Genomic DNA, 26,326 nt, shown 5'->3' on the forward strand with positions numbered 1-26,326 from the left:
TTAATGCACCTCCAAAATTAATCTACTTAGATAATATTATATATAATCAACATCGTCAATATATCTCTAAGCATATTTGTAATAAAATATTATTTTATATTAAAAGTAATATCAGTTTTTATCGTTAGTATTAACTTCAAGTTCAGCTTTAAGCTTTGCAAGAGTATCATTAACATAAAACATCCTTGCTTGCTTTATAGCGTTCTTAAAAGCTCTTGCATCTGAGCTGCCATGAGCTTTAATGCAGATTCCATCAACACCTAAAAATGGAGCTCCTCCATATTCCTTGTAATCAAATTTATTTTTTAAGGATTTTATTACAGGAAGTATAAACAATGCACCAATTTTAGTAATTATTGATGATGTGATTTCAGATTTTATAGTCCCAAGAAGATTTGAAGCAACACCCTCGTACATTTTAAGAACTGTATTTCCTACAAATCCGTCACACACAACAACATTTACATCTCCATTTGAGATATCTCTAGGCTCTATATTTCCTACAAAATTAAGATTAGAATCTTTCAAAAGTGAATAAGTTTCCTTTGTAAGTTCGTTACCCTTCTCTTCTTCTGCACCGATATTAACCAATGCAACTGTAGGATTAGATACCTTAATTACGTTTTCATAATATACTTTACCCATAATTGCAAACTGCTTTAAGTATTGTGGTTTACAATCAACATTTGCACCAGCATCAACAACCACAAAAGGCCCATTCATTCCTGGCATAATAGGTGATAATGCAGGTCTTTCAATACCTTTTATTCTGCCTACTACTAAAGTACACCCTGCAAGGAATGCTCCAGTACTCCCAGCTGAAATTACTGCATCACATTCTTTATCTTTTACAAGTTTCAAAGCTTTATTCAAACTAGAATCTTTTTTCTTTCTTAAAGCCATAACTGGATGTTCATTAGTACCAATTACTTCAGTAGCATTTATGATTTTTACTTTTAAACTGTCATATTGATATTTACTTAACTCACTTTTTAGTTTATCTTCAGGTCCAGTAATTACGATTTCGATATCTTCAAACTCTTTTAGAGCCTCTACACATCCTTCTACTATAGCAGAAGGAGAATTATCTCCACCCATACCATCAATAGCTATTTTCATTTTATCACCCCTTTGTAAACTATCATTTAACTTAGAATCTTAATATTTTATTATTTACACATTTAATGCAAAATCAAGATATATATTCTCTTAACTCTAACATGCATTATTAATAATAATCTTATACTTTAATCTCACTTACAACATTAGGATAATATAGATGAACCACTTCATAATAAAATTTATATTTTTAAATTCTCTCACCATAACCCGTGAGAGTTTTAAAAATACATTTCGGATTGAAGTGTTTCATATTTATTAAAATCAAATAACTGATTCATGATGAAACTCAGTAAAATGCCTTTAACAAAAATAAGCTTTATATGGCTTAAAAACTTTTACTAAATATTTTATTACATATAAAGAAAAGAAAGTCAATTGACTTTCTTTATTGTTCTGAAGCAACTACTTCTTTACCCTTGTAATGTCCACAGCTCTTACAAACTCTGTGAGCTAATTTCATTTCATGGCATTGAGGACATTCTACAATACCAGGTATGCTTAACTTAAAAGTTTGAGCTCTTCTTGAATCTCTCTTTGCTCTGTATGTTTTTCTAGCAGGATTTCCCATAATTACACCTCCTTATTTGCTAAACAAATCATTCAATTTAGCCAATCTAATGTCAATATCGTTGTTGTCACAGCTACATTGCTTTTTGTTTAGGTTCGTTCCACATTGCTGACACAGACCTTTACAACTTTCATTGCAAAGTCTTTTTATAGGCAAGGCTGATATAATATTGTTAACAATTATTTCTGTGATATCTATTGTATCACCATCAACGAAGATAAGATCATCATCTTCATCTGATAAATTATTTGTAAATCTCTCATTAACACTAATGTGTATTGGATATGAGAAGATTTCTAAGCATCTTGAACAAGAAAGTTCTAAAACTGTTTCAACATCCACATCTAACTCTAACAGCCCTTCATTAAAAGAGAACTTGCCCTTCACCTTTACAGGTTCAACAGCTTTTATCGATTCACCCTCGTAATTAAAGGTACCTAGATCCAATGTAAAGTCTAAAGCCTTTACTCTTTCTCTCTTGCTAATTAAATCTGAAAATTGTAGTATCATATGTACAACTCCACTTCATGCCTAAGAATGGCACAGCCATCCTTATAGCAGAATTAGTAATTTTTACTGACAACACAATTTATTATATAAACATGACTTTTAAAAGTCAAGAAATTTATTTTTTATTTTCTAACAAGCTCCAAAGTATCTTTAGCAATCATCATTTCTTCATCAGTAGGTATTACAAATACCTTTACCTTTGAACCATCTTTGCTTACTTCAGTTATTTTGCCTCTTACGTTGTTTTTAACTGGATCTATTTCTATTCCAATGAACTCTAAACCTTCACACGCCTTTAGTCTTGTTACAGGATCATTTTCTCCTACACCAGCAGTAAATACAACTACGTCAATACCACCCATTGCAGCAGCATATGAGCCAATATATTTTCTTACTCTATATTGGAATATATCTAAAGCTAATTGAGCTCTAGCATTACCATTTTCAGCAGCTATTTCTATGTCTCTAAAATCACTGCTTACACCTGATATACCCAAGACTCCAGATTTTTTATTTAATAATTCGTTAGTTTGTTCAACTGTATAGCCAAGTTCATCCATTATAAAAGTTACTACAGCAGGATCAAGATCTCCAGTTCTCGTACCCATTGCAACACCTTCTAATGGAGTGAATCCCATAGATGTATCAATTGATTTACCATTTTTTATGGCAGTTAAACTTGAACCATTTCCTAAATGACAAGTTACAATCTTTAATTCGGATAAATCTTTACCCATAACTTCTGCAACCTTAGCAGATACATATTTATGAGAAGTACCATGGAATCCGTATTTTCTTATATTATGTTCTTTATATAACTCATATGGCAAAGCATATAAGAATGCCTTGTCTGGCATTGTTTGATGGAAAGCTGTATCAAAAACAACTGCCATTGGAGTGTTAGGCATTAGATCTTTACAAGCTTCTATTCCTATTAGGTTTGGAGGATTATGAAGTGGCGCAAGTTTAATACATTCATCTAAATACTTCATAACTTCATCATCTATAAGAACTGAACTTGAATATTTTTCACCGCCATGAACAACTCTATGGCCTACTGCAGATATTTCATCCATTGACTTTAGTACACCATTATCTTTATCTACAAGTGCATCTAAAACCAACTTTATTGCATCTTTGTGGTCATTCATCTTTTGTTCTATTACGTATTTGTCCTTACCTTCTACTTTTTGAGTAAGTATTGATCCTTCTATTCCTATTCTTTCAACAAGTCCTTTTGCTAAAACTTCTTCTTTACTCATATCAATTAATTGATACTTTAAAGACGAACTTCCACAATTAATTACTAATATGTTCATTTCTATTCCTCCTAAAATGATTAAAATGTTCTATTTATCAAATTGTGCTTGAACAGCAGTAAGTGCAACTACATTTACAATATCATCTGAACTACAACCTCTAGATAAGTCATTTATAGGTTTATCAAAACCTTGGCAGATTGGTCCAATTGCTTCTGCATTCGCAAATCTTTGCACAAGTTTATAACCTATATTTCCAGCTTGAAGATCTGGGAATATAAGAACATTAGCTTTTCCAGCTACATCACTATTAGGTGCCTTTTGACTAGCAACTTTCTCAACTATAGCTGCATCTAATTGCATTTCCCCATCTATTAATAGATCAGGTCTCAATTCTTTAGCTCTTTCAGTTGCAGCTCTAACTTTATCTACAACCTCATGATCTGCTGATCCCATTGTTGAGAATGAAAGCATAGCAACCTTAGGGTCTATCTTACATAATTTTTTTGCTGTATCAGCTGTTGCTATTGCAATAGCTGCAAGCTGCTCTGAACTTGGGCTTGGGTTAACAGCACAGTCTGAGAATAAAAGCATTCCTTCTTCTCCATATTTAGAACCTGGTACCATCATAATGAAGAAACTTGATACAACAGAAACCCCAGGTGCAGTCTTAATTATTTGAAGACCTGGTCTTAGTAAATCTCCAGTAGTATGTACAGCACCTGAAACCATACCATCTGCATCTCCAACCTTCACCATCATTGTACCAAAATATAATGGATCTCTTACAATCTTTCCAGCTTTCTCGATTGTCATACCTTTACTTTTTCTAAGCTCATAAAATTCATTAACATAAACTTCAAGCTTATCTGAAGTTTCTGGATCAGCGATATTTATTCCTGTTAGATTAACACCTAAATCTGCGGCTTTACTTCTAATCACTGATTCTGATCCTACTAAAGTTACCTCTGCTAATCCATTTTCTTTAATTTTTTGAGATGCTACGAGTGTCCTCTCTTCATCTCCCTCAGGTAGCACAATTCTCTTTATATCTTTTTGTGCCATATCCCAAATTTGCTTCATAAGTTCCATGTTCATTTCTCCTTTCAGTCGAACGGATAATATCTACATATACTAATATACTCCTAAATTAGAGTAGATTTCAACACATAAAGCCAAAAACATAGTAGTTCTTATATTTGAATAATTAATAATAATCTGACATTTCATTTTTTAATACTATATTTATTCTATCCAATGTTTGGTGTATTATATATCTATAATTTGATAAAGGAGGGTTTTATTATGAATATTGTTGGAATAGTAACTGAATATAACCCATTTCATAACGGACATAAACTACATCTTGAGCAAACTAAGAAGGTTACTAATGCTGATGGTGTCATATGCGTAATGAGCGGAAATTTTGTTCAGAGAGGTCTACCTTCAATCTTAGATAAATGGACTCGCGCCCAAATTGCTGTTCTGAACGGAGTTGACTTAGTTATAGAACTACCTACAATATTTTCTGTATCTTCAGCTGAATTTTTCGCAAAAGGCGCTGTAGATATTTTAAATCAAACATCAGTAGTTAACTCCATATGTTTTGGAAGCGAAATTGGAGAAATAGATATAATTATGAAAGTAGCAAAAACGTTATCCTATGAATCAAATGAGTTTAAATCCTTATTACGCAATCATTTAAACCAAGGTAAGTCATATGTAAAATCCCGTTCAGAAGCTTTACTTGAGTATTTCAAAAAATATGATAATTTCAATTTTCGCTCAGAGGAATTCGAAAAATTCTTAAATTCCTCAAATAATATTCTAGGTATTGAGTACTGCAAAAGTATAATTAAATCAAAAAGTACTATCAACCCAATAACTATTAAAAGAATAGGTTCATCTTATAATGACATAAATCTTACCAGTAGTTTTGCAAGTGCCACTGCTATAAGGGAACAACTTTATAATGATTCCCCAATTGATGAACTTTATAAATACATGCCTGATACATCTATACAAATTATAGATGAAAAAAGGAAAATTTCAGATAAGTTTCCATCAAATGATGATTTTCTTAAGTATATTAAGTATAAGATTACAACTAATCCAGGTTCACTTTCTAATCTTCCAGACAACATGGAAGGTTTAGAAAATAAATTTATCAAAGAAATTATGAAAGCGAAATCTGCTGATGAACTTATAATGCTAGTTAAAAGTAAAAGATATGCTTATTCAAGGCTTTCAAGACTTTTATGCCAATATTTTATAGGCTTTGAAAACTATGATATTCAGTCTTTAAGAACTTCAAAACCAAATTATTTAAGAGTACTTGGATTAAACAATGTTGGAGCACAAATAGTAAAAGAAATAAAAAGGAACTCAGAAATAAATATAATAAATAAAATGCCAAAACAAATAAATAATCCAATGCTAGAAATCGATTTAAGGGCCACAAATGCATATTCTCTTATAAATCCAACTATTCCTGTTAATGCAGATTATCTAATTAGCCCTTTTGTACATAAATAAATATTAAAATCTTTCAATACAATTCTAGAATAAATATATAAAGAAAATACTATATATGAGATAAGGGGGGATCTCATGTATAGTATTTTTTTATTGCTTATTGCATCAGCTTTATTAATTTTTATGCTTCTAAAGCTTAATTTTAATAGGACAAGCACTTTTGTAACTTTATCATTAACAATATTAATACTCTATTTTGTAGTAAATCCAAGAAGTTGCATGGAAGCAGCTCTACAAGGCGCACAATTATTTATAAAGGCCATCTTGCCTTCTTTGTTTCCATTTATGGTTATCTGCAATCTTCTTATTGCTTTTGATGGAATATCTATATACTCTAAATTATTAGGACCAATTTTATGTAGACCTCTAAGACTAAGTAAAAACTGTAGCTTCGCTATTGTTGCAAGTATGTTATGTGGTTATCCTCTTGGCGCAAAATACAGTTCTGAGCTCTATGATAATGGTTATATAGATGAACTTGAGTTCAAAAGGCTTTTAAACATAGCTTCTAATGCTGGACCAATATTCATATTAGGATCTGTGGCTAGTTCAATGCTCAACAATATCTATTATGGTTATATAATACTCGCTGCAAACTACTTATCTTTTTTTATAATTGGCTTATTTTCCAAAAGCAAAGCTAATCCTAAAAGATTAAATTTTAAACCATCACCTAAAAATCTTAATATAGGTGAAGCTTTTAAAGCATCCATTAACGATGGTATAAATGGTACCCTGATGGTAGGCGGCTATGTAATTATTTTTGCTGTATTAATAGCCATAATAAAAAATAATGCTATTGCAAGCATTATTTCTAACAGTATATCTAATATGAATTTAAATAACGAATTGTTATCAGCATTATTCCTAGGCAGTCTAGACTTAACTAACGGATGTTATATTATAACAAGTAGCACTTTATCTATAACAATAAAATTATGCCTCATAAGCTTTTTTTGCTGCTTTGGAGGCTTTTCAATTATTGCACAAACACACGCTTTTTTTTATAAATATGATATCTCAGTAAAAAAATATTTTGCAATTAAATTTTTACAAGGATTGATAGGTGTAATCGTCACATTCCTTCTATGTACTATATTCATCACTACGATACCTACATTCAGCTCAAATTCCCCAGTTGGTCTTAACAACCAAATTTGGCTACCATACTTAATATTTATGATATTAACAATTATTTGTCTAAGTATAAAAAAGTTATTTAATGCTGCGTAGTTCCTTAATATTTTCTCTTATAGTAACGGCACTTTTATTCATATCATCATTCATATTAGTGGCCAAAGTTTCTACGTTAGTTTTAATTATGTTTAAAATCTCATTTGTTTTAACTTCTATTTCTTTTTCAAGTTGACTAAGTATTTCATCTGCATAATCTCTTGCACCTATTCTAATAGCTTTAGCTTCTCTTTGAGCTGAAGCTATTACTTCTTGTGCTCTAATATTTGCTTCTTTTACTATATCATGGTTTTCAACCTGCTTCTTTAGAAGATCCATCGTCTGCTTCTTAACAGATTCATATTCTTTTTGTGCTTCCCCTAAAATCCGTTCTCTTTCTGTCATAACCCATTGAGCTTTCTTAAATTCATCTGGCAAGTAATTTATAACTTGATCTACAACCTCTAGTACTTCCTTCTTATCAACAACAACTTTACCAGTTATAGGAACCTTTGCTGCACTTTCAACAATATCTTGAAGATATTCAAGGAGCTCAATAACATTAACTTCCATTTTACTCACCCTTATTCCCCCTTTATTCTACTTATAATATCTACGATAATCTCATCTGGAACCAACTCACGAATGCAACCACCGAATTTAGCAACTTGTTTTACAGCTGAACTACTCAAGTATGAGTACTGTGCATTAGTCATCATAAAAACAGTTTCTATTTCCGGATCTAATTTATTATTCATCAATGCCATTTGAAATTCATACTCAAAGTCAGAAACTGCTCTCAATCCTTTTAAGATTACAGTAGCTTTCTTTTGTCTCATAAAATCTACTAAAAGACCATTAAAAAATTCAACCTTCACATTTGGAAAGTCTTTTGTAACTCTTTTTATTAATTCTACTCTTTCATCTATCTTAAATAAGCCTTTTTTATCAACATTAACTAGTACGACAACTATTACTTCATCAAAAACCTTAGCCCCTCTAGCAATGATATCAAGATGTCCATTAGTTATTGGGTCAAAGCTTCCAGGGTATACGGCAATCTTCATTTTAGTCCTCCTTGTATTTATAAAAGACAACGGTTGTATTTCCATATTTTCTTTCATTTGTTATCTTAATTTTTTCACTGCCTTGATATATTTCTTCACTTGTATCTATTTTAGTTACAATTATACCGTTCGGATCTAGCAAATTTCTATCCTCTACTATCTTTATCGCATCAGGAATCATATTCTTTAGATAAGGTGGATCAATAAAAATAATATTAAACATCTTTCCCTTATCAGCCATAGAGTTTAAGGCACTATATGCATCCATATTTAAAGAGAAACAGAAATCATCGAATTTTAAATTTTGGATATTTTCCCTTAAAACTGGATATGTTATAGGACTTTTATCAACTAAATAGCATTCTTTAGCACCTCTGCTTGCAGCTTCTAACCCTAAGCTACCAGTCCCCGCAAATATGTCAATTACAACAGCATCAGGAATATAAAATTGTATACTGCTGAACATGGCTTCTTTCACCCTGTCTAATGTTGGTCTTGTATCGTATGTAGGTGGTGATAATAATTTTTTTCCTTTTGCTTTTCCTGCTATGATTCTCATTTGTATGTCCTCCTAAATTAAGTGAATTTTATCATATAGATAAATAAATTAAAATATTATTTAAATAAATGGATACCTATCTGTAATCAGAAAAAATATCTTATCAAAGTTTTTTAGTTGAAGCAAATATACTTTGAACTTCTAGAAAGATTTTTACTAATCTCTGTAATTAGCTTTACATTATTTACATCTGAACTCTGTAAAATTATTTTAGCTTCTTCGCTGGCACATCTTAATATCTTCATATCTTCAATTATATCCGCTAAAATCAAGCCTGAATCCCCACTTTGTCTCAGCCCAAACATTTCACCAGATCCCCTTAGCTTCAAATCTTGTTCTGCAATGTAAAACCCGTCATTACTTTCAGTCATTATCATCATTCTTTTCTTAGTTATATTATTTTTAGCATTACCAACTAAGATACAATAAGATTGATATTGACCTCTTCCTACTCTTCCTCTAAGCTGATGCAACTGACTTAATCCAAATCTTTCACAATTCTCAATAATCATTACACTAGCGTTAGGCACATTTACCCCAACCTCAATAACAGTTGTTGAGATTAACGCTTTTATATGACCTTCTTTAAATCTATTAACAATATCTTCTTTATCCTTTGGAGCCATCTTTCCATGTAGTTTCTCGATTTTATGTTCTTTTAAAACACCATCGCTAAGATCATTATATACTTCATCAACAGAATTCAACTTTCCATCTTCATCCTCTTCTATAAGAGGGCATACCACATAAACTTGTCTTCCTTTGCTAATTTCATCTAATGCTAAATTATATGCTTGATATTTTGATTCACTTTGAAAGAACAATGTCTCAATCTTTTTTCTACCAGGAGGAAGTTCATCGATAATAGAAACATCCAAGTCGCTATATAGATATAAAGCTAAAGTTCTAGGTATTGGTGTAGCAGTCATAACTAGAACATCTGGTTCTTTCCCTTTATTGATTAGTTTACTTCTTTGCTCTACCCCAAATCTATGCTGCTCATCGGTAACAACCAACCCTAAATTTGTAAAATTAACATCTTCCTGTATTATAGCATGAGTGCCTATTACAACAATAGGGATTCCAGAAGAAATTTTTTCTTTTATCCTAATTTTCTCCTTATTTGTTGTACTTCCTGTCAAAAGTTCAATATCTATGTCGAATTTGCCAAGTAACTTTTTAGCTTCATAAAAATGCTGTGATGCCAAAATTTCAGTTGGCGCCATCATTGCTACTTGATAACCGTTCTTATATACATTAAACATTGATATAAACGCTACAACAGTTTTACCGCTTCCTACATCTCCTTGAACAAGTCTATTCATTGGACTAGAGCTTTTTTGATCAAGAAGTATTTCTCTAACAACTTTCGCTTGCGCATTAGTCAACTCGTAAGGAAGTGATTTTTTTAAGTCGGTAAGTTCGGGACACATGCTAAATTTAATACCATTACTACCTTGTTTCAAGTGATTCTTTAACATTAAAAGTTTTACCGAATATGTAAACAACTCTTGAAATTTCAATCTAGTAATTGCTCCATTTAACTTTTCTTTTGTAGAAGGGAAATGTATATTTCTTATAGCTTCATCTAAAGAAACTAGATTATACTTTAACAATAAGTATTCTGGTAAATTTTCTCCTATAACTATATTGCATAGGATACTATTAACGAGCTTTGATATAACTCCTCCAGTAATATCCCCCTTCAAAGGATATACTGGCAGTATTTCATTGTCACTAGCATCTCTAAATACTATGGTAGGATTAACTATTTCAAGATAGTTTCCTACCTTTTTGTATTTCCCCATTAAATTATAGCTTTCACCAATCTTAAAATTATTTTTTATGTACGGTTGGTTAAACCATTTTGCTATAACTTTAGTATTTTCATATCTTAAAGCAATGGAGGTTAGTCGTTTTCCGTTTTTAGTCCTAATATCTCTTTCAAATGAAACTACCTTACAATTTATTATCTGTTTAAGTTCTTCAGAAATATCATCTATATTAGGATTACCATCCACAAATTCATAATCTCTTGGAAAATAAAGGAGCAAATCCAACATAGTAAAAATACCACATCGATTTAACTTTTCTTCCAATTTAGGGCCTACTCCTTTTAATTTTTTTATCTCGCTATATATATCCATCTTTACCACCTAAAATAAAAAAATCATTCAGTTTATCAGTCATTTTTCATTTGTATTAAAATACGATTTATATGACTAATAATCTATTATAGTACATCTTATTGAAGTTTTCATTACAATAAAACTTCAGCTTAATATTTGTTATTAAATTATATAGAACTCCCAGTTCTGCTATACAAAACTTAGTAGATTATTCTATTATCTATTATTTTAACCTTAATTACTTAGTTAGATTTTATTTGGAACTGGTCTATCTACAGATTCCAAATTCAACCATTAAGTTATACATTCCGCAAAAATCCTCAGTAACCACGATTTTCTAACATGCATAACTTAGATTTTCGTAATGGAACCCTATAAATATGCATTTAAAGCGTAATCTAGGTTCAAAACTCATCTAGGTTCTTAGAGGAGAACTTGAAAATATAAACTTTATTGCGAAGTGGTACATATATACAAATAGTAAAAAGAAAAGCGACAATGTCGCTTTTCTTATATTACATCATATGTCAATTATTATCAATATCTTGATTATGTTTAAGACAGATGTATATTATAAATTTCAATAAGATTACATGTACTATTTAGCAGTTTATTATATAAATTTAACATTAGATAAATCTATATTCTCTAAGTTAGCATATGTATGAGATATTAAAATTTATTCTACAGATATTAGGAAATAATACAATGGTTGCTCACCATTATAGCATTGAACATCTATATCGCTATACTTCTTTTCAAGTCTAGAAACAAATTGCTTCACTTCATTTTCATCGCATTCTTTTCCATAAAATAAAGTAATAAGCTCGCTGTCTTCATCTACCATTTGATTTAATAACTCTTCTGTAACTTCATATACATCGCCACCAACGTGCTTAATTTTATTTTCAATCAGCCCTAGTATATTGCCTTCTTTTATTTCTATTCCATCCATTTCAGTGTCTCTTACTGCATATGTTACAGATGCTGACTTAACTAGTTCTATTGAATCATTAAGTTCTTTTATATTTTCTTCAACTTCAGCTTCTGGATTAAACATAGTAATACATGTAATGCCTTGAGGGATTGTCTTTGTAGGAACAACCACTATATGTTTATCAGATATTTCTGCAGCTTGATTCGCAGCCATTATAATATTTTTATTATTTGGGAATACGAAAATATGCTCAGCATTTAGTTTATCTATGCATTCAAGTATATCTAAAGTACTTGGATTCATAGTTTGACCACCCTCAATTACATAATCAACTCCTAAATCCTTGAATATATTTTTTATTCCAGATCCCATAGCCACCGATACAAAAGCATATTTTTTCTTTTCTTCAACTTCTTGTTCAACAGCTACTATATTTTCATCCGGAACATCTTCATATTCTTTTTCAACTAAAAGATGTCTATGTTCTTCTCTCATATTATCAATCTTAATCTTTGATAATTCACCTAGTTGAACTGCCTTTGAAAGAACAGCACCAGGATCATTAGTATGAATATGAACTTTTATAACATCTTCATATCCAACAACAATCATTGAATCTCCAAAATGCTCTATTTCATCTTTGAACTTATTAGATTTAGAGCTATCTCCCATAATTATAAATTCAGTACAATATCCGAATTTAATATCATGATCTTCCATGTTGTTTGCTGCTGATACTCCAGTAACTGCTGGTTTAAAGTTTTGTATTTCTGCTTGTAGATTTTTTTCTAAAGCCTCATACATTCCTTGTAGTATAATTAAAAGACCCATTCCACCAGAATCTACTACTCCTGCTTTCTTCAAGGCTGGAAGCATTTCAGGTGTTCTATCTAGCATTGTTTTACTGTGATTGCAAACTTGTTCCATTAGTACTGTTACATCAGTAGCAGAAGATTCTGAAGCAGCCTCTGCTGCAGCTCTTATAATGGTTAAAATTGTGCCCTCTGTCGGTCTCATAACTGCTTTATAGGCCGATTTCGCACCTTCTGATAAAGCACTAGCAAACTCAGCTGTATCCGCTTCCACTTTATTTTCTAAGCCTTTTGAAATACCTCTAAGTATTTGAGATAATATAACTCCTGAATTTCCTCTTGCTCCCATTAAAGCACCTTTAGCAAGTTTCTTTGAAATCTCGCCTATAGAAGCTCCTTTTAAGGCTTCAATCTCCTTAACAGCAGCTTTAAATGTCATTGACATATTAGTTCCAGTATCACCATCTGGAACAGGAAAAACATTAAGCGAATTAACATACTCGCTTTGCTCTTCCAATCTATTACTTGCATTTATCACCATATTGTAAAAATTTTCACCATTTATTCTAATATAATTCATTAGTTTGCCCTCCTAAACTCTCACAGCTTGAACGTTAACAGTTATTGATGATACTTTAATTCCAGTATAATTTTCAACGTTATATCTTACTTTTTGAATTATATTATTTGCTATAACAGATATCTTTGTACCGTACTCAACCATAACGAATAGTTCTACATTTAGTTTATCTTCTTTAAAATTTATTTTAACACCTTTGCTTAAATTCTCAACTCTTATTAGCTCCCAAAAACCATCGGTTGCATTTTTAGATACCATTCCAACAACACCATAGCATTCCATAGTTGAAAGTCCAACTATTTTAGCCACTACTTCATCAGAATATGATATATTTCCAAACTCATTTGATACGCCTAACATAATTAAATTCCTCCTTGCTATATTCCATTAAATATATTCTATATTAAATAGGAAGATTATTCAATACTCTTAATTATCTCTAATATTTTGCGCATATTTAGTATTTTTATCTTGCATAAATTATACATGTTGTGATAATATATTATATGTCCTATTGAAGATCACAATCTTCAGAGTTAAGGAGGTGTTGTAAATGTCAAGAAAATGCGAAATCTGCAACAAGGGTGTAATATCAGGAGTACAATACAGCCACTCACACAGACAAAGCAAGAGAAAATGGGCTCCTAACATAAAGAAAGTTAAAGCTGTAGTTAACGGAACACCAAAAACTGTTCATGTTTGTACTAGATGCTTACGTTCAGGTAAGGTTCAAAGAGCTGTCTAAGAATCTTGTGAAATGCAGTTGTAAATTAGCAATTGCATTTTTTTTTAACATTAAAAGCGTGCCTATGGCACGCTTTTAACTTTATCTAATAATATTAGTTTTTCTTATGTATGTTTCCTTCCTTTTCTTATAAAAATCCTTAAGAAAACAGATAAAAACTTAGGTAACTTAATAGCCACTATTTTCATTCTAATTCCTCCCACAATTAATATAAAAGCCACCAATAAGCTGCTTTATATATAGTATGCAAAAAGCAATTTATTGGTGACAAATAATTTTTCATAAATTATTAGATTTTTTATTTTAATTGTTAGTCATTACTATAGATAACCATAACTATGCCAGCAGAAAAGTCAATTTTAATTGATTTATCTATAAATTCATTTGAAACAGTTCTTCCGTCTCCAAATTGTAAGTTATAATCATAAAGTGGATATTTTGCATCCGCTATATAAAAATTCCTTACTGACTCTCCAAAAGCCTGAAAAGATATAGTTTGTCCGTGAGATCCTTGAAGTTCTACACCTTTAGAAACCAAAAAAATACAGTTATTTTCATCTTTAATTATGGCCTTTATATTCAAATCTAAAGCACGCTTTAATAGTCCTATATTAGCAACAGTATGATCAAGCCTAGTACCTGTACATCCAAGTAAAACAATCTCATCTGCTCCATGTTCTATTGCATTTTTAAAAGCTAATTCGCTATCTGTAAAATCTTTTTCAGGTTTAAACTTAACAATCTCAACTTCTTTAAAAGAATTAATTGCTTCGTGTTTAGCAGAATCAAAATCACCTAATATTACATTAGGCTCTACATTATATTTATAAAATACATTAACACCACTATCTGCAGCTATCAAATAATCCGCATCTTCTATTTCACATAAAAACAAATCTTTATTTGGAGCCTTTCCTCCTGCTACTATAACAGCTTTCATTACTACAGCACCCTTCTAAGCTCCATTAAGTTATTTTCTATATTATCTCCATTAAAAACTGAAGAACCTGCAACTATTACATTAGCTCCAGAATCTACAACTTTCTTAATATTGCTCTTATCTATCCCACCATCTACTTCTATAAGAAGTTCAGGATTATACTTCTCTGACAATTCTTTTACTTCCTTAATCTTTTCCAGAGAGTAGTCAATAAATTTTTGCCCACCAAAACCTGGATTAACAGACATGATAAGAACCATGTCTAGTTTTGATATTAGGTGTTTGATAAGCTCAACAGGCGTCGCAGGATTAAGTGATATTCCTGCCTTAATTCCTTTGCTTTTTATATATGAAATAGTTCTGTCAATATGTCTATCAGCTTCGTAATGTATAGTTATTATATCAGCTCCTGTGGCTATAAACTCATCTATATACCTTGCAGGTTCTTCAACCATTAGATGAACATCAAAAACCTTTTTTGTTAAAGGTCTAATTGCCTTTATTATAGGAAATCCAAAAGATATGTTTGGAACGAAAGCTCCATCCATAACATCAATATGAATAAATTCAGCACCAGCTTCATCAACTCGTGTTATCTGCTCTCCTAATCTAGTAAAATCTGCTGCTAAAATCGATGGTGAAAAAACTACCATTTAATTTTCCTCCTCATTATGTCTTCTAGTGATCTTATGTAAAATTCGTATCTAAGTGTGCTTATCTTCCCTTCCTCTACTGCATTCTTAACTGCACATTTAGGTTCTTTGTAATGATTACATCCTGTAAACTTACACTGTTCATTATAATCAATAAACTCTGGGAAACAATACTTTAGGTCATCTTTTTCAATAAAATCTAAATCTAAACTTGAAAACCCTGGAGTGTCAACTAAAAAGCCATCTTCTACTGGAATAAGCTCACTATGTCTAGTAGTATGTTTTCCTCTTTTTAGCTTTTCACTTATTTCCCCAGTCTCCATATGTTCTTTGTCAGCCAAAGCATTTATGAGAGTTGATTTGCCAGCCCCTGAGGGACCGCATAATACGGTTACATTGTCTGAAAGCCTGCTTCTTAAAATATCAAGCCCCAGTTGTCCTTTTGCATTTATGTATAAAACTTCATATCCAAGATTATTTATGATGTTTTTTATATTAGTGCTTTCTTCTTCACTGCATAAATCGATTTTATTTAGACAAACAATGGCCTTTATATTATTGTGTTCACACAATACCAAAAACCTATTAAGCAAGTCAAAATTTATATCTGGATTCTTAATAGCAAAAACTACATATGCCTGAGTAACATTTGATACAGTAGGTCTTATAAGCTCAGAAGTCCTTTCATGTATAGAGTTAATAACACCTTTACCGTTAGTAACCTCTATATCAACCTTATCTCCTACCATGGGCTTCAGATCATTATGTCTAAATATACCTCTTGCCTTACATTCAATTATTCCGTCTTCTGTCTTAATGTAATAAAAACCACCAATGCCTTTAATTATTGTACCTGTCATAGTACCTCCAAAAAAAATATATTCTATAAATATAATAAACACTTTTTCGATAAAAATGCAATGGTGCCAGTATATACTGGCACCATTTTTTACTGTATTGGAACATATAAAATTTTAAACTTAGCTAAAACTAGATATTTCAATGATTTTAGAAGTCTTTTATGGGCATACAGTAAAAAATAAAACTTATTCGCCTGCCATATTTTCTTCATATACATTCGGAAAGGCAGATGCGTTAAAAAAGCTCGCTGAAGAAGGACACTTCAGCGAATTTTTTATTGAGCTGGTTTATTTGCAGGTTTTAAATAAACTTTAACAGATTCACCAGGTGCCACTTGTGCAGGTTCAACCTTGATTACGGTTGAGTCTTTAGGCTGACTTGGGTCGTCGAAATTATATGCAATTCCATTTTTATTTAACCAAGTCTCTGCATAGTCTCTTGTCTGATTATTTAATGCACCTTGCACATCTATTTTCCTAGGTTGATATTTATAATATTGAACAGTTATATCTGTATTCTTAGCTACCTCAGTATCCTTAGGTATTGTTTGATCAAATATTTTACCATCCATATCTTTATTTTCAACTTTATCAGTTACAACTTCTTTTGGCTTTAGATTTAAACTCATTTTTGCATCTGATATAATCTTTTGAGCTTCATCAACAGTCTTACCAATAAAGTAAGGTACTATAACAGGTTGCGGACCTTTACTAATAACAAAGTTTACAGGAGTATTATCATCTTTATTTTTTACAGCATTTGCAGCAGGATCCTGACTCATAACCTTCCCCTTTGGAACAGTATCGCTAAAATCTTGAGTCACATTTCCAACAGAGAAACCAGCTGCGGCAATAGCTTTTTTAGCACCAGCTTCATCTTGGTTTGATAAATCCGGAACATTTATTGTAGCAACGCCAGCACTTATCACAACTTTAACTTGAGCACTTTTATCAACCTTCTCACCTACAGCTGGAGTTGTTTGAGTAACTGTTCCTTGTGGTTTATCGCTATTTTCTTGACCACCATCAACAAATACAAGCCCTTTTCCCTCTATAGTGCTCTTTGCTTGATCCTTAGTCATCCCAACAACATCTGGAACCTCTACCTGTTCAGCTGTAGTTGTAGGTAGCTTTACTTTATTATTTGTAATTGCATATGCCGAAACTGCACCAATAACAAGTAAAAGTAAAAATAGAAGCCCAAGTAAAATCCTGTTTTTAGTTTTTTGCTTCTTCTGCTTTGGAGTAAGCTTTTCATCTTCATCTTCATCATCGTAATACTCGTCGTCTTCTTCATCTTCATCATCGATGTCTTTCGGTTTTACATTGGAAGCTTTTTTAGCCGCTGCTTGCTTTATAGCTTCAACTGTTATTGGCTCCATTATTCTGGTATGATCATCTTCTAATGATTCAACTGGAATAATTATCTGAGCATTTGGATTTTCTTTAATTTTCTCTAAATCCCCTATCATTTCTTTAGCACTTTGGTATCTTTTAATCGGTTCTTTTTCAGTTGCTTTTAGAATTAAGGAATTTAAGCTATCAGGAATTTTGCTGTTTAAATTCTTAGGCGGAACTACATCTTCCTGAATGTGTTTTAAAGCTACAGAGACCGGTGATTCACCATCAAAAGGAACTCTACCAGTTACCATTTCATACAACACTACACCTAAAGAATATAAATCAGTTCTACAATCTATATAGCTTCCTTTTGCTTGCTCTGGAGAAAAATAATGTGCTGATCCCATAACGCTATTAGTATAAGTTATTGTAGAAGAATCCGTTGATTTGGCGATACCAAAGTCTGTAACCTTTACTATACCTTCTTCAGTAACCAATATATTCTGAGGCTTTATATCCCTATGTATTATATTATTTCTATGTGCACAATCTAGTGCATTGGCTACTTTAGATGCTATGCTTATTGCACTTTCGTAGGGAAATTTTCCATGCTCATTTATTATTTCTTTAAGATTTTTACCTTTTACATATTCCATGACTATATAGTGAATATTATCTTGTGTACCTACATCTAATATATTCACAATATTAGGATTAGTTAAATTGGCAATGGCAGTAGCTTCTCTTTTAAATTTTTCGATGATTTCTTCATTATTGGTAAAGGAATCTTTTAGTACTTTTACTGCTACATATCTTTTTAACTTATGACATTTTGCTTTATAGACATAGGACATTCCCCCCTCGCCTATCTTTTCAAGAATTTCATATCTTTCTCCTAAAACCTTACCTACCATGCTATATCTCTCCTCCAAATATCATTACAGTAATATTGTCTTTTCCCCCTCTGTCTTTAGCCAGCTCAACGAGAGCAGTACAAGCGTCATCATAGTTAGATTTGGACTTGATCAAGTCTTTAATCTCTTCATTCGAAATCTCATTGGTTAAGCCATCTGAGCACAAAACAAGTATCTCAAAACCTGAAGAAGTTATATCGAATAAATCTACTTCTACATTTAAATTTGTACCTATAGCTCTTGTAATGACATTTTTTCTAGGATGATGCATTGCCTCTTCTTCACTTATAGATCCACAATCCAAAAGTTCTTGAACTAAAGAATGATCTTTCGTTATCTTGATTATCTTATCATTTATAATTCCTAAGCAACAACTATCTCCAACATTAGCTATCTGTGCTAAGTTCTTAGTTACAAAGCAAGCAGTTATTGTAGTACCCATACCAGTTAAAGTATCGTCACCTAGTGAAAATTCAAATATACTTCTATTTACATGTTCTATAGCAGTTTTTAATATATTAACATCATCTATTGTACCATAATTTTCAACAAAATAGGAAATCAGCCCTTCTGCAGCCATCTTACTTGCTACTTCTCCAGCATTATGGCCTCCCATACCATCTGTAACTACGTAAATAGAATATCTATCATCTTTATAGTAACTAGCAAAATCCTCATTTAAATTTCTTTTGTTACCCACATCTGTTTTAATGCTTACCATAGAATCTTCCCCCTATTAATTCTGGGCATTGATATAGCTTCTTCTTAATTGACCGCAAGCGGCATTTATATCCGTTCCCATCTCTCGCCTTACAGTAACTTCAACACCATAGCTTTTTAAAATACTTTCGAATTCTTCAATTGTTTTTTTAGATGACCTTTTAAAGGAGTTCTCAACTACTTCATTGACTGGTATTAAATTCACATGACAAAGCATATTCTTAAGCAACCCTGCCAATGCCTTTGCATCTTCTTTTGAATCATTTACATCCTTAACCAATGAATATTCAAAGCTAACTCTTCTATTAGTCTTCTTTATATAATAATCGCATGCATCCAATATTTCTTTTATTGAATATTTATTTGCTATTGGCATTATCTGTTTTCTCTTTTCATCACTGAAAGCATGTAGCGAAATGGCCAAAGTAATCTGTGTATCTTTATCCGCAAACTCCTTTATTTTAGGTACTATCCCGCAAGTCGAAAGTGTTATGTGCCTTTGACCAATATTCAAACTATAATCCGCATTTACTAATTCTAAAAACTTCATAACATTTTCAAAGTTATCAAAGGGTTCTCCACTTCCCATCAAAACTACATTAGAAATTCTCTCACCAAGAATCTTTTCACCAACTAAAATCTCTGCTATGATTTCTCCTGTAGTCAGATTTCTTACCATTCCATTTAAGGTTGAAGCACAAAATTTACAACCCATCCTGCAACCAACTTGAGTAGAAACACAAATTGAATTTCCATGTTTATACTTCATAATAACTGCTTCAATTAAATTTCCGTCTTTAAATTCCAAAAGCAACTTTTTGGTATCATCATTTATAGATGTGTAGATTTCTTTAATTTCAGGAATACTAAAATAAAAGTTTTCTTCTAATTTTTCGATTAAAGCCTTAGATATATTAGTCATATCTTTAAATTCAAAAGTATGCTTTTTATAAATCCATTCTAAGACCTGTTTAGCTCTAAAAGCTCCTTCATTATTTGCCTTCATCCATGATTTAAGTTCATCAAGAGTTAGATCTAAGATATTATCCATTGTATCACCTACTTAACTTCCTAAGTTTTGCAATATAAAAACCATCAAAAAATTCATTTGGTAATATAGTTACAGATCCATCTTCGTTGTATATTACATTGTCGCTTTCTCCTAAATAGATCTTTTCAATCTGAACATCTTTATAATTTTCTTTAATCCATTTTATATTTTCTTCATTTTCTTTTTTATTCAATGTGCATGTAGAATATACCATTATTCCATCAGGTTTTAAGTACAACCATGCATTCTTTAACATATCTCTTTGAATATTAACCAGATCTTTTAGATCTTTTTGAGATTTTGTCCATTTTATTTCTGGTTTCTTCCTTATAATTCCCAAACCTGAACATGGCGCATCAACTAAAATCCTATCAGCAATTTCCCTAAATTCACTATTGTATTTAGCTGCATCTAGTAATTTTGTTTGTATATTCTCTATTCCTAATCTATCTTTATTTTCTTCTACTAATTTAAGCTTATGATCGTAGATATCACAACCTATTACTGTCCCTTTATTATCTAAAAGCTCGGCAATATGCGTTGTTTTACCTCCTGGCGCACTGCATAGATCTAGTACTTTAAGATCTCCATTAAGTTCTAACAATGGAGCTACCAGCATAGCACTTTCATCTTGAACAGTTATTTTTCCTTGTATGAAGAGAGGATTGTTTTCTATGCTCTTTCCTCTAATTATGTTTATAGCTTCAGGACAGATATTACCTTCCTCAACTGTATATCCTTGTTCATTTAATTCATCAAAAACTTCATCATAATCTGATTTTAATGAATTAACCCTTACAGTTACACTTGGAGTTGAATTGAGGCCACTTAATATCTTTACACATTTTTCTCTACCAAATTGTTCTAAGAAAAGTTTAACCATCCAAGGTTCAAAGGAGTACTCAACTGAAAGATACTCAATATCACTTATATTACTTTTAATTTCAGCATCTTTGTTTCTTATAAAGTTTCTGAGAACTCCATTTATAAACCTTGAAGAATTCATTGAAATCTTTTTACCCAAATTTACAGATTCATTTACTACCGCAAAATCAGGAACTCTATCTAGATATTTAATTTGGTATATAGCACTTCTTAATATATTTAGAATTCTTTTATCTATTTTCTTTTCATCTGCTACTAAAGTAGAGATTATATAATCTATACTTTTTTTATATTTAATTGTTCCATAAACTACTTCAGTAACTAGACCTTTATCTTTGTCGTTTAAATCACTCTCACTAAGACGCTTATTAAGTTCTATGTTTGAATAAGCTCCATTGTAGAGAATACTATCTAAAGTATCTTTAATTATTTTTCTGCTATTCATCTTTTACCTCGATTTATCTGTTTATCTGTCTCTATCACTGATGACTATAAGTCTTAACAGTTGTGAAATAGCCATTAGAGTTGCAGCCACATAAGTCATCGCTGCAGCACCAAGAACTTTCTGTGCTCCTTTTACTTCATCTGGATAGAGTATATTTTTGCTTTTTAAAATCTTTAAAGCTCTGCTGGATGCGTTAAATTCAACCGGAAGTGTTATAAGCTGAAACACTACCACAGCTGAGAAAAGTAATATACCAAAAGTTATAAGTGGTCGTATCCCTAACATTAATCCTAACACAAATAAAATCCACGAAAAGTTTGAACCAATATTAACAGCTGGTACAATTGCGTTTCTTATAATTAATGGAGCATACGAATTTTTATGCTGAATTGCATGCCCTACTTCATGCGCTGCAACACCAATTGATGCGACAGAACTGTTATAATAAACATCCTGAGATAACCTTAAAACCTTTTGTCTTGGATCATAATGATCTGATAGCTTACCAGATACCAATTCTATTGGTACATTATGAAGACCAGAGTCATCTAAAATTATCCTAGCTACTTGAGCACCAGTATATCCATTATAACTCTTAACTTTGCTGTATTTGTTAAAAGTTGATGAAATTTTTGATTGAGCATATATAGATATTAACATTGCAGGTACTAACAATAAAAAAGTTGAATCAAAAAACATTAACATTCACTCCTTTTATCATATTCTACTGCTAAGCACTTTACTTTTCTAGTTATAATTTTTCTTATCTTAAATTAACCATTTATAAATAAAATATTTTTAAACTATAGTTATATGAATTTCTTATTGAATTGATATTCTCAAAGTATATTCTCATAAAATAGTTTGCACATAAAATTGAAACGGCTTAAAGCACATACCCAATCTCAAAAGAATTACCATTTATATATTGTTCTACGTATAGTGGTTTTCCGTTAGGAAATTGAATCTTTTTGATTAGTAGAACATCCTTACCTGTAGCTACCTCCACACCTTGCTTTGTAACGGAAAGTATGGTTCCAGGCAATTTACCACTATTTCTATTTATAACTTCAGTTTCGTAAATTTTCATTTGTTTATCCATGTATTGTGTATAAGCTATCGGCCATGGATTAAGTCCCCTTACTAGATTATGAATTTCTATTGCACTCTTACTCCAATCAATATTAGCTAAATTTTTGTCTAGCATTGAAGCATGGCAGGTTTTACTTTCATCTTGTTTTACCGGTGATATAGTGTTATTAATTAAACCATTTATTGTATCAACTAAAAGCTTTCCACCAGTTTCCTTCAGTATATCGTATAGTTCTCCAGCGGTCATATTATCATTTATTTCTACACTATTTGTTAAAAGCATATCCCCAGTATCTACCCCAACATCCATGAGCATAGTAGTATTGCCTGTTACTTTTTCTCCATTTATTATAGACCATTGTATAGGTGCAGAGCCTCTATATTTTGGAAGTAAAGAACCATGAAGGTTTATACACCCATACTTTGGTATATCTAAAACAGACTTAGGTAATATTTGACCAAAGGCTACAACCACTATAAAATCCGGTTCCATACCTCTTAATGCATCTATAGTTTCTGGCTCATTCTTAATTCTAATTGGCTGATATACAGGTATATTATTTTCTACCGCTACCTCTTTCACTGCAGACATAGCTAACTTCTTACCTCTTCCCTTAGGTCTATCTGGTTGAGTAAAAACTGCCTTAACACCAAATTCAGATATTAAAGACTTTAATGATGGAACCGCAAAATCTGGAGTTCCCATAAAAACTATATTCATAACTTATCTCCTCCTTACTATTTAGAATAATCTACAAAAAGAACTCCATCTAAATGGTCATTTTCGTGACATATTGCTCTAGCAAGAAGACCTTCTGCTTCTAATACAAATTCTTGTCCGTTTATATCAAGTGCTTTTACTTTAACCTTGCTTGGTCTTTCTACTTCTGATTGTTCCCCTGGTATGCTAAGGCATCCCTCCATATCAGTTTCAGCACCTTCAGTTTCTAATATTTCTGGATTTATAAACACTCTAGCACCATTATCATCATATACATCAATTACAAATATTCTCTTAAGGATTCCTACTTGAGGTGCGGCAAGCCCAACTCCATCTTCTTCGTACATTGTATCAATCATGTCTTTAACCAGTGTTTTGATTCTATCATTTATAGTATCTACTTCTCTAGATTTTTTTCTTAAAATCTCATCACCAATTTTTCTTATATTTCTTAAAGCCAAAGCTATCACTCCTATACTAAATTATTTGGATTTATATCCATACTAATCCTTATATCATTATAAACTTCATTTGATAATTCATAAACTATATCTTTTATATTATGTGCCAAAGATAACTCAAAATTACCTTTTATTAAGATTTGCCATCTATACATTTCATTAATTTTTTGAATTATACATGGGCATGGGCCTAGTACTTCTACTTGATCATTATCCTTCAATTCATTTTTGATACTGTAACCAAGCTTTTCACAGTGCTTTTGCAAATCAACTTGATTTTTAGAACTTAAGTTAATAAGCATTATATTTGCATACGGAGGATAATTCATAGTTTTTCTAAGAATTATTTCTTCTTTATAAAAACCTTCGTAATCATTATTTTTAGCATAACTTAAGCTATAATGTTCTGGATTATAACTCTGCACTAAGACATTGCCTTCCTTACTTCCTCTTCCTGCTCTTCCTCCAACTTGAGTAATTAATTGATAGGTCCTCTCACTAGATCTAAAATCAGGAAGATTAAGAGAAATATCAGCTGTTACAACTCCAACAAGTGTTACATTAGGAAAGTCTAACCCCTTCGATATCATTTGAGTTCCTACCAATATATCTGCATTACCATTTTTAAAAGTATTGTATATTTCTTCATGAGAATTTTTCTTCCTTGTAGTGTCAACATCCATTCTAAGAACTCTCGCTTTAGGAAATAACTTTTTTATCTCAATTTCTAGTTTTTCAGTACCTGCACCAAAATATTTAACATATTTACTGCTACAGGACGGACATTCGCTTTGTTGCCTATGTGCTGTACCGCAGTAATGGCATACAAGATATCCATTAGTATGATAAGTCATAGCTATATCGCAATGAGGACATTTAAATACATAGCCACATTTTCTACAAGAAACAAAAGTTGAGTATCCTCTTCTGTTAAGGAAAATTATTATCTGCTCTTTCTTTTCCAATCTATCTTGGATTGCTTCATATAATTTTTTACTAAACATACTTTTGTTATTGTTGCTAAGTTCTTCTCTCATATCGATAACTTCCATCTTAGGCAAACTGGAACTATCAACTCTATTTTTTAATTCAACTAATTTCATATTTCCTTCTAAAGCCTTAAAATAGGATTCAATACTTGGAGTAGCTGAACCATACACAACAGTACAACCTGTTAATTTACTTTTGAATTCAGCTATTTCTCGAGTATGGTATTTAGGATTTTGTTCAGACTTGTAAGTTCCCTCATGTTCCTCATCTATAACGATAAGACCTAGATTATCAAAAGGTAGAAATATAGCTGATCTAGCACCAATAACTAACTTAACATCGCCATTCTTTATTCTAAACCATTCATCAAAACGCTCACCATCAGATAATCGGCTATGAAAAACAGCTACATTCTTTCCAAACCTTCCCTTAAAACGCTCTATCATTTGAGGGGTTAAGGCTATTTCAGGAACTAAAATCAAAGATGTCTTATCGTTATTAAGCATATTGCTAACTAGATTCATATAAACCTCAGTTTTACCACTACCAGTAACACCTTTAAGCAGTATTAATTTATTCTTACTACTTAGAATAGTATCTACCGCTTGTTGTTGTTCCATATTTAAAACTCTCGATGAATACACTTCATATTTCCTAGTATTTATCCTATTTACCTGCTCATCATCAGAAAATATAATATTGTTTTCTAGTAATTTGGAGATTGTATAAGCAGACAGGCTAAATTTATCAATTAATTCACTTTTAGTATAAATACCACTATTTTTAGAAATAATATCCACTGCATTTTTATAATTAGGCTTGTTAAGATTGCCTTGAAGCTCGGCCCCACCGTAGCAGATTACCTTTTTAGTCTTTATTTTATTCCCCTTCATAATACCGGTAGGAATTAACACCCTAATGGCTTCAATATACTTACATAAGTATTTTTCTCTCATAAATTGTATTAGGCTAAAATCATCTTCTGTAATTAATGGATTTTCATCACAGACTTCTGAAATAGCCTTTAGTTTTGATATGTTTCCGTTATAATCAGTATATAGATCCATAACGAAAGCCTCTATAGTTTTATTTCCTTTTCCAAAAGGAACTCTTATTCTATGTCCTTTTTGAATCAAGGGACTAAATTTATCTGGTACTTCATATGTAAACAACTTATCTACTTTTAAAGCATCACTATTTACAACTACACCTGCGAATAAACTCAATATTATCACCCTTAGCTATAAATAAAAAAGC

General features: G+C 31.4%; 25 protein-coding genes. 3 read left to right on the forward strand and 22 right to left on the reverse strand.

What is annotated here, in order from left to right; genetic code table 11:
* Nucleotides 1-111: 111 nt before the first annotated feature.
* The 5 genes from plsX to pta all read right to left on the reverse strand — a co-directional run bounded on the left by plsX (nucleotide 112) and on the right by pta (nucleotide 4,551).
* Entirely contained in the window at nucleotides 112-1,119 is a 1,008-nt protein-coding gene (plsX, locus tag OCU55_RS07950) for a phosphate acyltransferase PlsX (protein WP_261851777.1), read from the reverse strand.
* Nucleotides 1,120-1,507: 388 nt separating this feature from the next.
* Nucleotides 1,508-1,690 (reverse strand): 50S ribosomal protein L32, encoded by a 183-nt coding sequence (gene rpmF / locus OCU55_RS07955; RefSeq protein ID WP_200268037.1) that lies wholly within the window; start codon nucleotides 1,688-1,690, stop codon nucleotides 1,508-1,510.
* A 12-nt stretch (nucleotides 1,691-1,702) separates the two neighbouring features.
* Entirely contained in the window at nucleotides 1,703-2,200 is a 498-nt protein-coding gene (locus OCU55_RS07960) for a YceD family protein (protein WP_261851778.1), read from the reverse strand.
* A gap of 122 nt (nucleotides 2,201-2,322) precedes the next feature.
* Nucleotides 2,323-3,519 (reverse strand): acetate/propionate family kinase, encoded by a 1,197-nt coding sequence (locus tag OCU55_RS07965; protein ID WP_261851779.1) that lies wholly within the window; start codon nucleotides 3,517-3,519, stop codon nucleotides 2,323-2,325.
* A 30-nt stretch (nucleotides 3,520-3,549) separates the two neighbouring features.
* Nucleotides 3,550-4,551: a phosphate acetyltransferase gene (pta, locus tag OCU55_RS07970; protein ID WP_261851780.1), complete on the reverse strand. Its 1,002-nt coding sequence runs from the start codon at nucleotides 4,549-4,551 to the stop codon at nucleotides 3,550-3,552.
* A gap of 213 nt (nucleotides 4,552-4,764) precedes the next feature.
* Between pta and OCU55_RS07975 the strand changes: the two genes are divergently transcribed.
* Together OCU55_RS07975 and ylbJ are read left to right on the forward strand one after the other, a co-directional pair.
* Nucleotides 4,765-5,994 carry a nucleotidyltransferase gene (locus OCU55_RS07975; protein ID WP_261851781.1) on the forward strand — a complete coding sequence of 410 codons (1,230 nt, stop codon included), beginning with the start codon at nucleotides 4,765-4,767 and terminating at the stop codon, nucleotides 5,992-5,994.
* Nucleotides 5,995-6,069: 75 nt separating this feature from the next.
* The gene (gene ylbJ / locus OCU55_RS07980; RefSeq protein WP_261851782.1) at nucleotides 6,070-7,227 is read left to right on the forward strand and encodes a sporulation integral membrane protein YlbJ; all 1,158 of its coding nucleotides are present in this window, start codon (nucleotides 6,070-6,072) and stop codon (nucleotides 7,225-7,227) included.
* Here the strand turns inward: ylbJ and OCU55_RS07985 are convergent.
* The 6 genes from OCU55_RS07985 to OCU55_RS08010 form a co-directional block, all read right to left on the reverse strand.
* A complete protein-coding gene (locus OCU55_RS07985; protein ID WP_427847042.1) occupies nucleotides 7,210-7,749 on the reverse strand; it encodes an ATP synthase subunit B family protein in 540 nt (179 codons plus the stop codon). The two genes, ylbJ and OCU55_RS07985, sit on opposite strands and share 18 nt — an antisense overlap.
* Before the next feature lie 2 nt (nucleotides 7,750-7,751).
* Entirely contained in the window at nucleotides 7,752-8,234 is a 483-nt protein-coding gene (gene coaD / locus OCU55_RS07990; RefSeq protein WP_183277433.1) for a pantetheine-phosphate adenylyltransferase, read from the reverse strand.
* 1 nt (nucleotide 8,235) lies between these two features.
* Entirely contained in the window at nucleotides 8,236-8,793 is a 558-nt protein-coding gene (gene rsmD, locus OCU55_RS07995; RefSeq protein ID WP_261851783.1) for a 16S rRNA (guanine(966)-N(2))-methyltransferase RsmD, read from the reverse strand.
* A gap of 113 nt (nucleotides 8,794-8,906) precedes the next feature.
* Nucleotides 8,907-10,940, reverse strand: a complete 2,034-nt coding sequence (gene recG, locus OCU55_RS08000) for an ATP-dependent DNA helicase RecG (protein WP_261851784.1) — start codon at nucleotides 10,938-10,940, stop codon at nucleotides 8,907-8,909.
* Nucleotides 10,941-11,601: 661 nt separating this feature from the next.
* Entirely contained in the window at nucleotides 11,602-13,251 is a 1,650-nt protein-coding gene (locus tag OCU55_RS08005; protein ID WP_261851785.1) for a DAK2 domain-containing protein, read from the reverse strand.
* 12 nt (nucleotides 13,252-13,263) lie between these two features.
* Nucleotides 13,264-13,611, reverse strand: coding sequence for an Asp23/Gls24 family envelope stress response protein (locus tag OCU55_RS08010; RefSeq protein ID WP_183277437.1), 348 nt, complete (start codon nucleotides 13,609-13,611; stop codon nucleotides 13,264-13,266).
* 193 nt (nucleotides 13,612-13,804) lie between these two features.
* Between OCU55_RS08010 and rpmB the strand changes: the two genes are divergently transcribed.
* The gene (gene rpmB, locus OCU55_RS08015) at nucleotides 13,805-13,996 is read left to right on the forward strand and encodes a 50S ribosomal protein L28 (RefSeq protein WP_128213979.1); all 192 of its coding nucleotides are present in this window, start codon (nucleotides 13,805-13,807) and stop codon (nucleotides 13,994-13,996) included.
* Between the two features lie 310 nt (nucleotides 13,997-14,306).
* Here rpmB and OCU55_RS08020 read toward each other — a convergent pair whose 3' ends face one another.
* The 11 genes from OCU55_RS08020 to priA form a co-directional block, all read right to left on the reverse strand.
* Nucleotides 14,307-14,936, reverse strand: coding sequence for a thiamine diphosphokinase (locus OCU55_RS08020; protein ID WP_261851786.1), 630 nt, complete (start codon nucleotides 14,934-14,936; stop codon nucleotides 14,307-14,309).
* A 2-nt stretch (nucleotides 14,937-14,938) separates the two neighbouring features.
* Nucleotides 14,939-15,589, reverse strand: coding sequence for a ribulose-phosphate 3-epimerase (gene rpe, locus OCU55_RS08025; RefSeq protein WP_261851787.1), 651 nt, complete (start codon nucleotides 15,587-15,589; stop codon nucleotides 14,939-14,941).
* The gene (rsgA, locus tag OCU55_RS08030; RefSeq protein ID WP_261851788.1) at nucleotides 15,583-16,449 is read right to left on the reverse strand and encodes a ribosome small subunit-dependent GTPase A; all 867 of its coding nucleotides are present in this window, start codon (nucleotides 16,447-16,449) and stop codon (nucleotides 15,583-15,585) included. The genes rpe and rsgA overlap by 7 nt, the downstream gene beginning before the upstream one ends.
* Before the next feature lie 275 nt (nucleotides 16,450-16,724).
* Complete coding sequence (gene pknB / locus OCU55_RS08035; protein ID WP_261851789.1) at nucleotides 16,725-18,704, reverse strand: Stk1 family PASTA domain-containing Ser/Thr kinase; 1,980 nt, start codon at nucleotides 18,702-18,704, stop codon at nucleotides 16,725-16,727.
* Nucleotide 18,705: 1 nt separating this feature from the next.
* Nucleotides 18,706-19,425 carry a Stp1/IreP family PP2C-type Ser/Thr phosphatase gene (locus tag OCU55_RS08040; RefSeq protein ID WP_261851790.1) on the reverse strand — a complete coding sequence of 240 codons (720 nt, stop codon included), beginning with the start codon at nucleotides 19,423-19,425 and terminating at the stop codon, nucleotides 18,706-18,708.
* 15 nt (nucleotides 19,426-19,440) lie between these two features.
* Nucleotides 19,441-20,475: a dual-specificity RNA methyltransferase RlmN gene (gene rlmN / locus OCU55_RS08045; protein ID WP_261851791.1), complete on the reverse strand. Its 1,035-nt coding sequence runs from the start codon at nucleotides 20,473-20,475 to the stop codon at nucleotides 19,441-19,443.
* Nucleotides 20,476-20,479: 4 nt separating this feature from the next.
* Nucleotides 20,480-21,805: a 16S rRNA (cytosine(967)-C(5))-methyltransferase RsmB gene (gene rsmB / locus OCU55_RS08050; protein WP_261851792.1), complete on the reverse strand. Its 1,326-nt coding sequence runs from the start codon at nucleotides 21,803-21,805 to the stop codon at nucleotides 20,480-20,482.
* A gap of 21 nt (nucleotides 21,806-21,826) precedes the next feature.
* Nucleotides 21,827-22,510, reverse strand: coding sequence for a zinc metallopeptidase (locus tag OCU55_RS08055; RefSeq protein WP_261851793.1), 684 nt, complete (start codon nucleotides 22,508-22,510; stop codon nucleotides 21,827-21,829).
* 181 nt (nucleotides 22,511-22,691) lie between these two features.
* Complete coding sequence (gene fmt, locus OCU55_RS08060; RefSeq protein ID WP_261851794.1) at nucleotides 22,692-23,618, reverse strand: methionyl-tRNA formyltransferase; 927 nt, start codon at nucleotides 23,616-23,618, stop codon at nucleotides 22,692-22,694.
* 17 nt (nucleotides 23,619-23,635) lie between these two features.
* Nucleotides 23,636-24,079 (reverse strand): peptide deformylase, encoded by a 444-nt coding sequence (def, locus tag OCU55_RS08065; protein ID WP_261851795.1) that lies wholly within the window; start codon nucleotides 24,077-24,079, stop codon nucleotides 23,636-23,638.
* A gap of 11 nt (nucleotides 24,080-24,090) precedes the next feature.
* Complete coding sequence (gene priA / locus OCU55_RS08070; protein WP_261851796.1) at nucleotides 24,091-26,295, reverse strand: primosomal protein N'; 2,205 nt, start codon at nucleotides 26,293-26,295, stop codon at nucleotides 24,091-24,093.
* Between the last annotated feature and the right edge of the window lie 31 nt (nucleotides 26,296-26,326).

This window comes from Clostridium folliculivorans (assembly GCF_024341905.1).
Lineage (GTDB): Bacteria > Bacillota > Clostridia > Clostridiales > Clostridiaceae > Clostridium_AR > Clostridium_AR folliculivorans.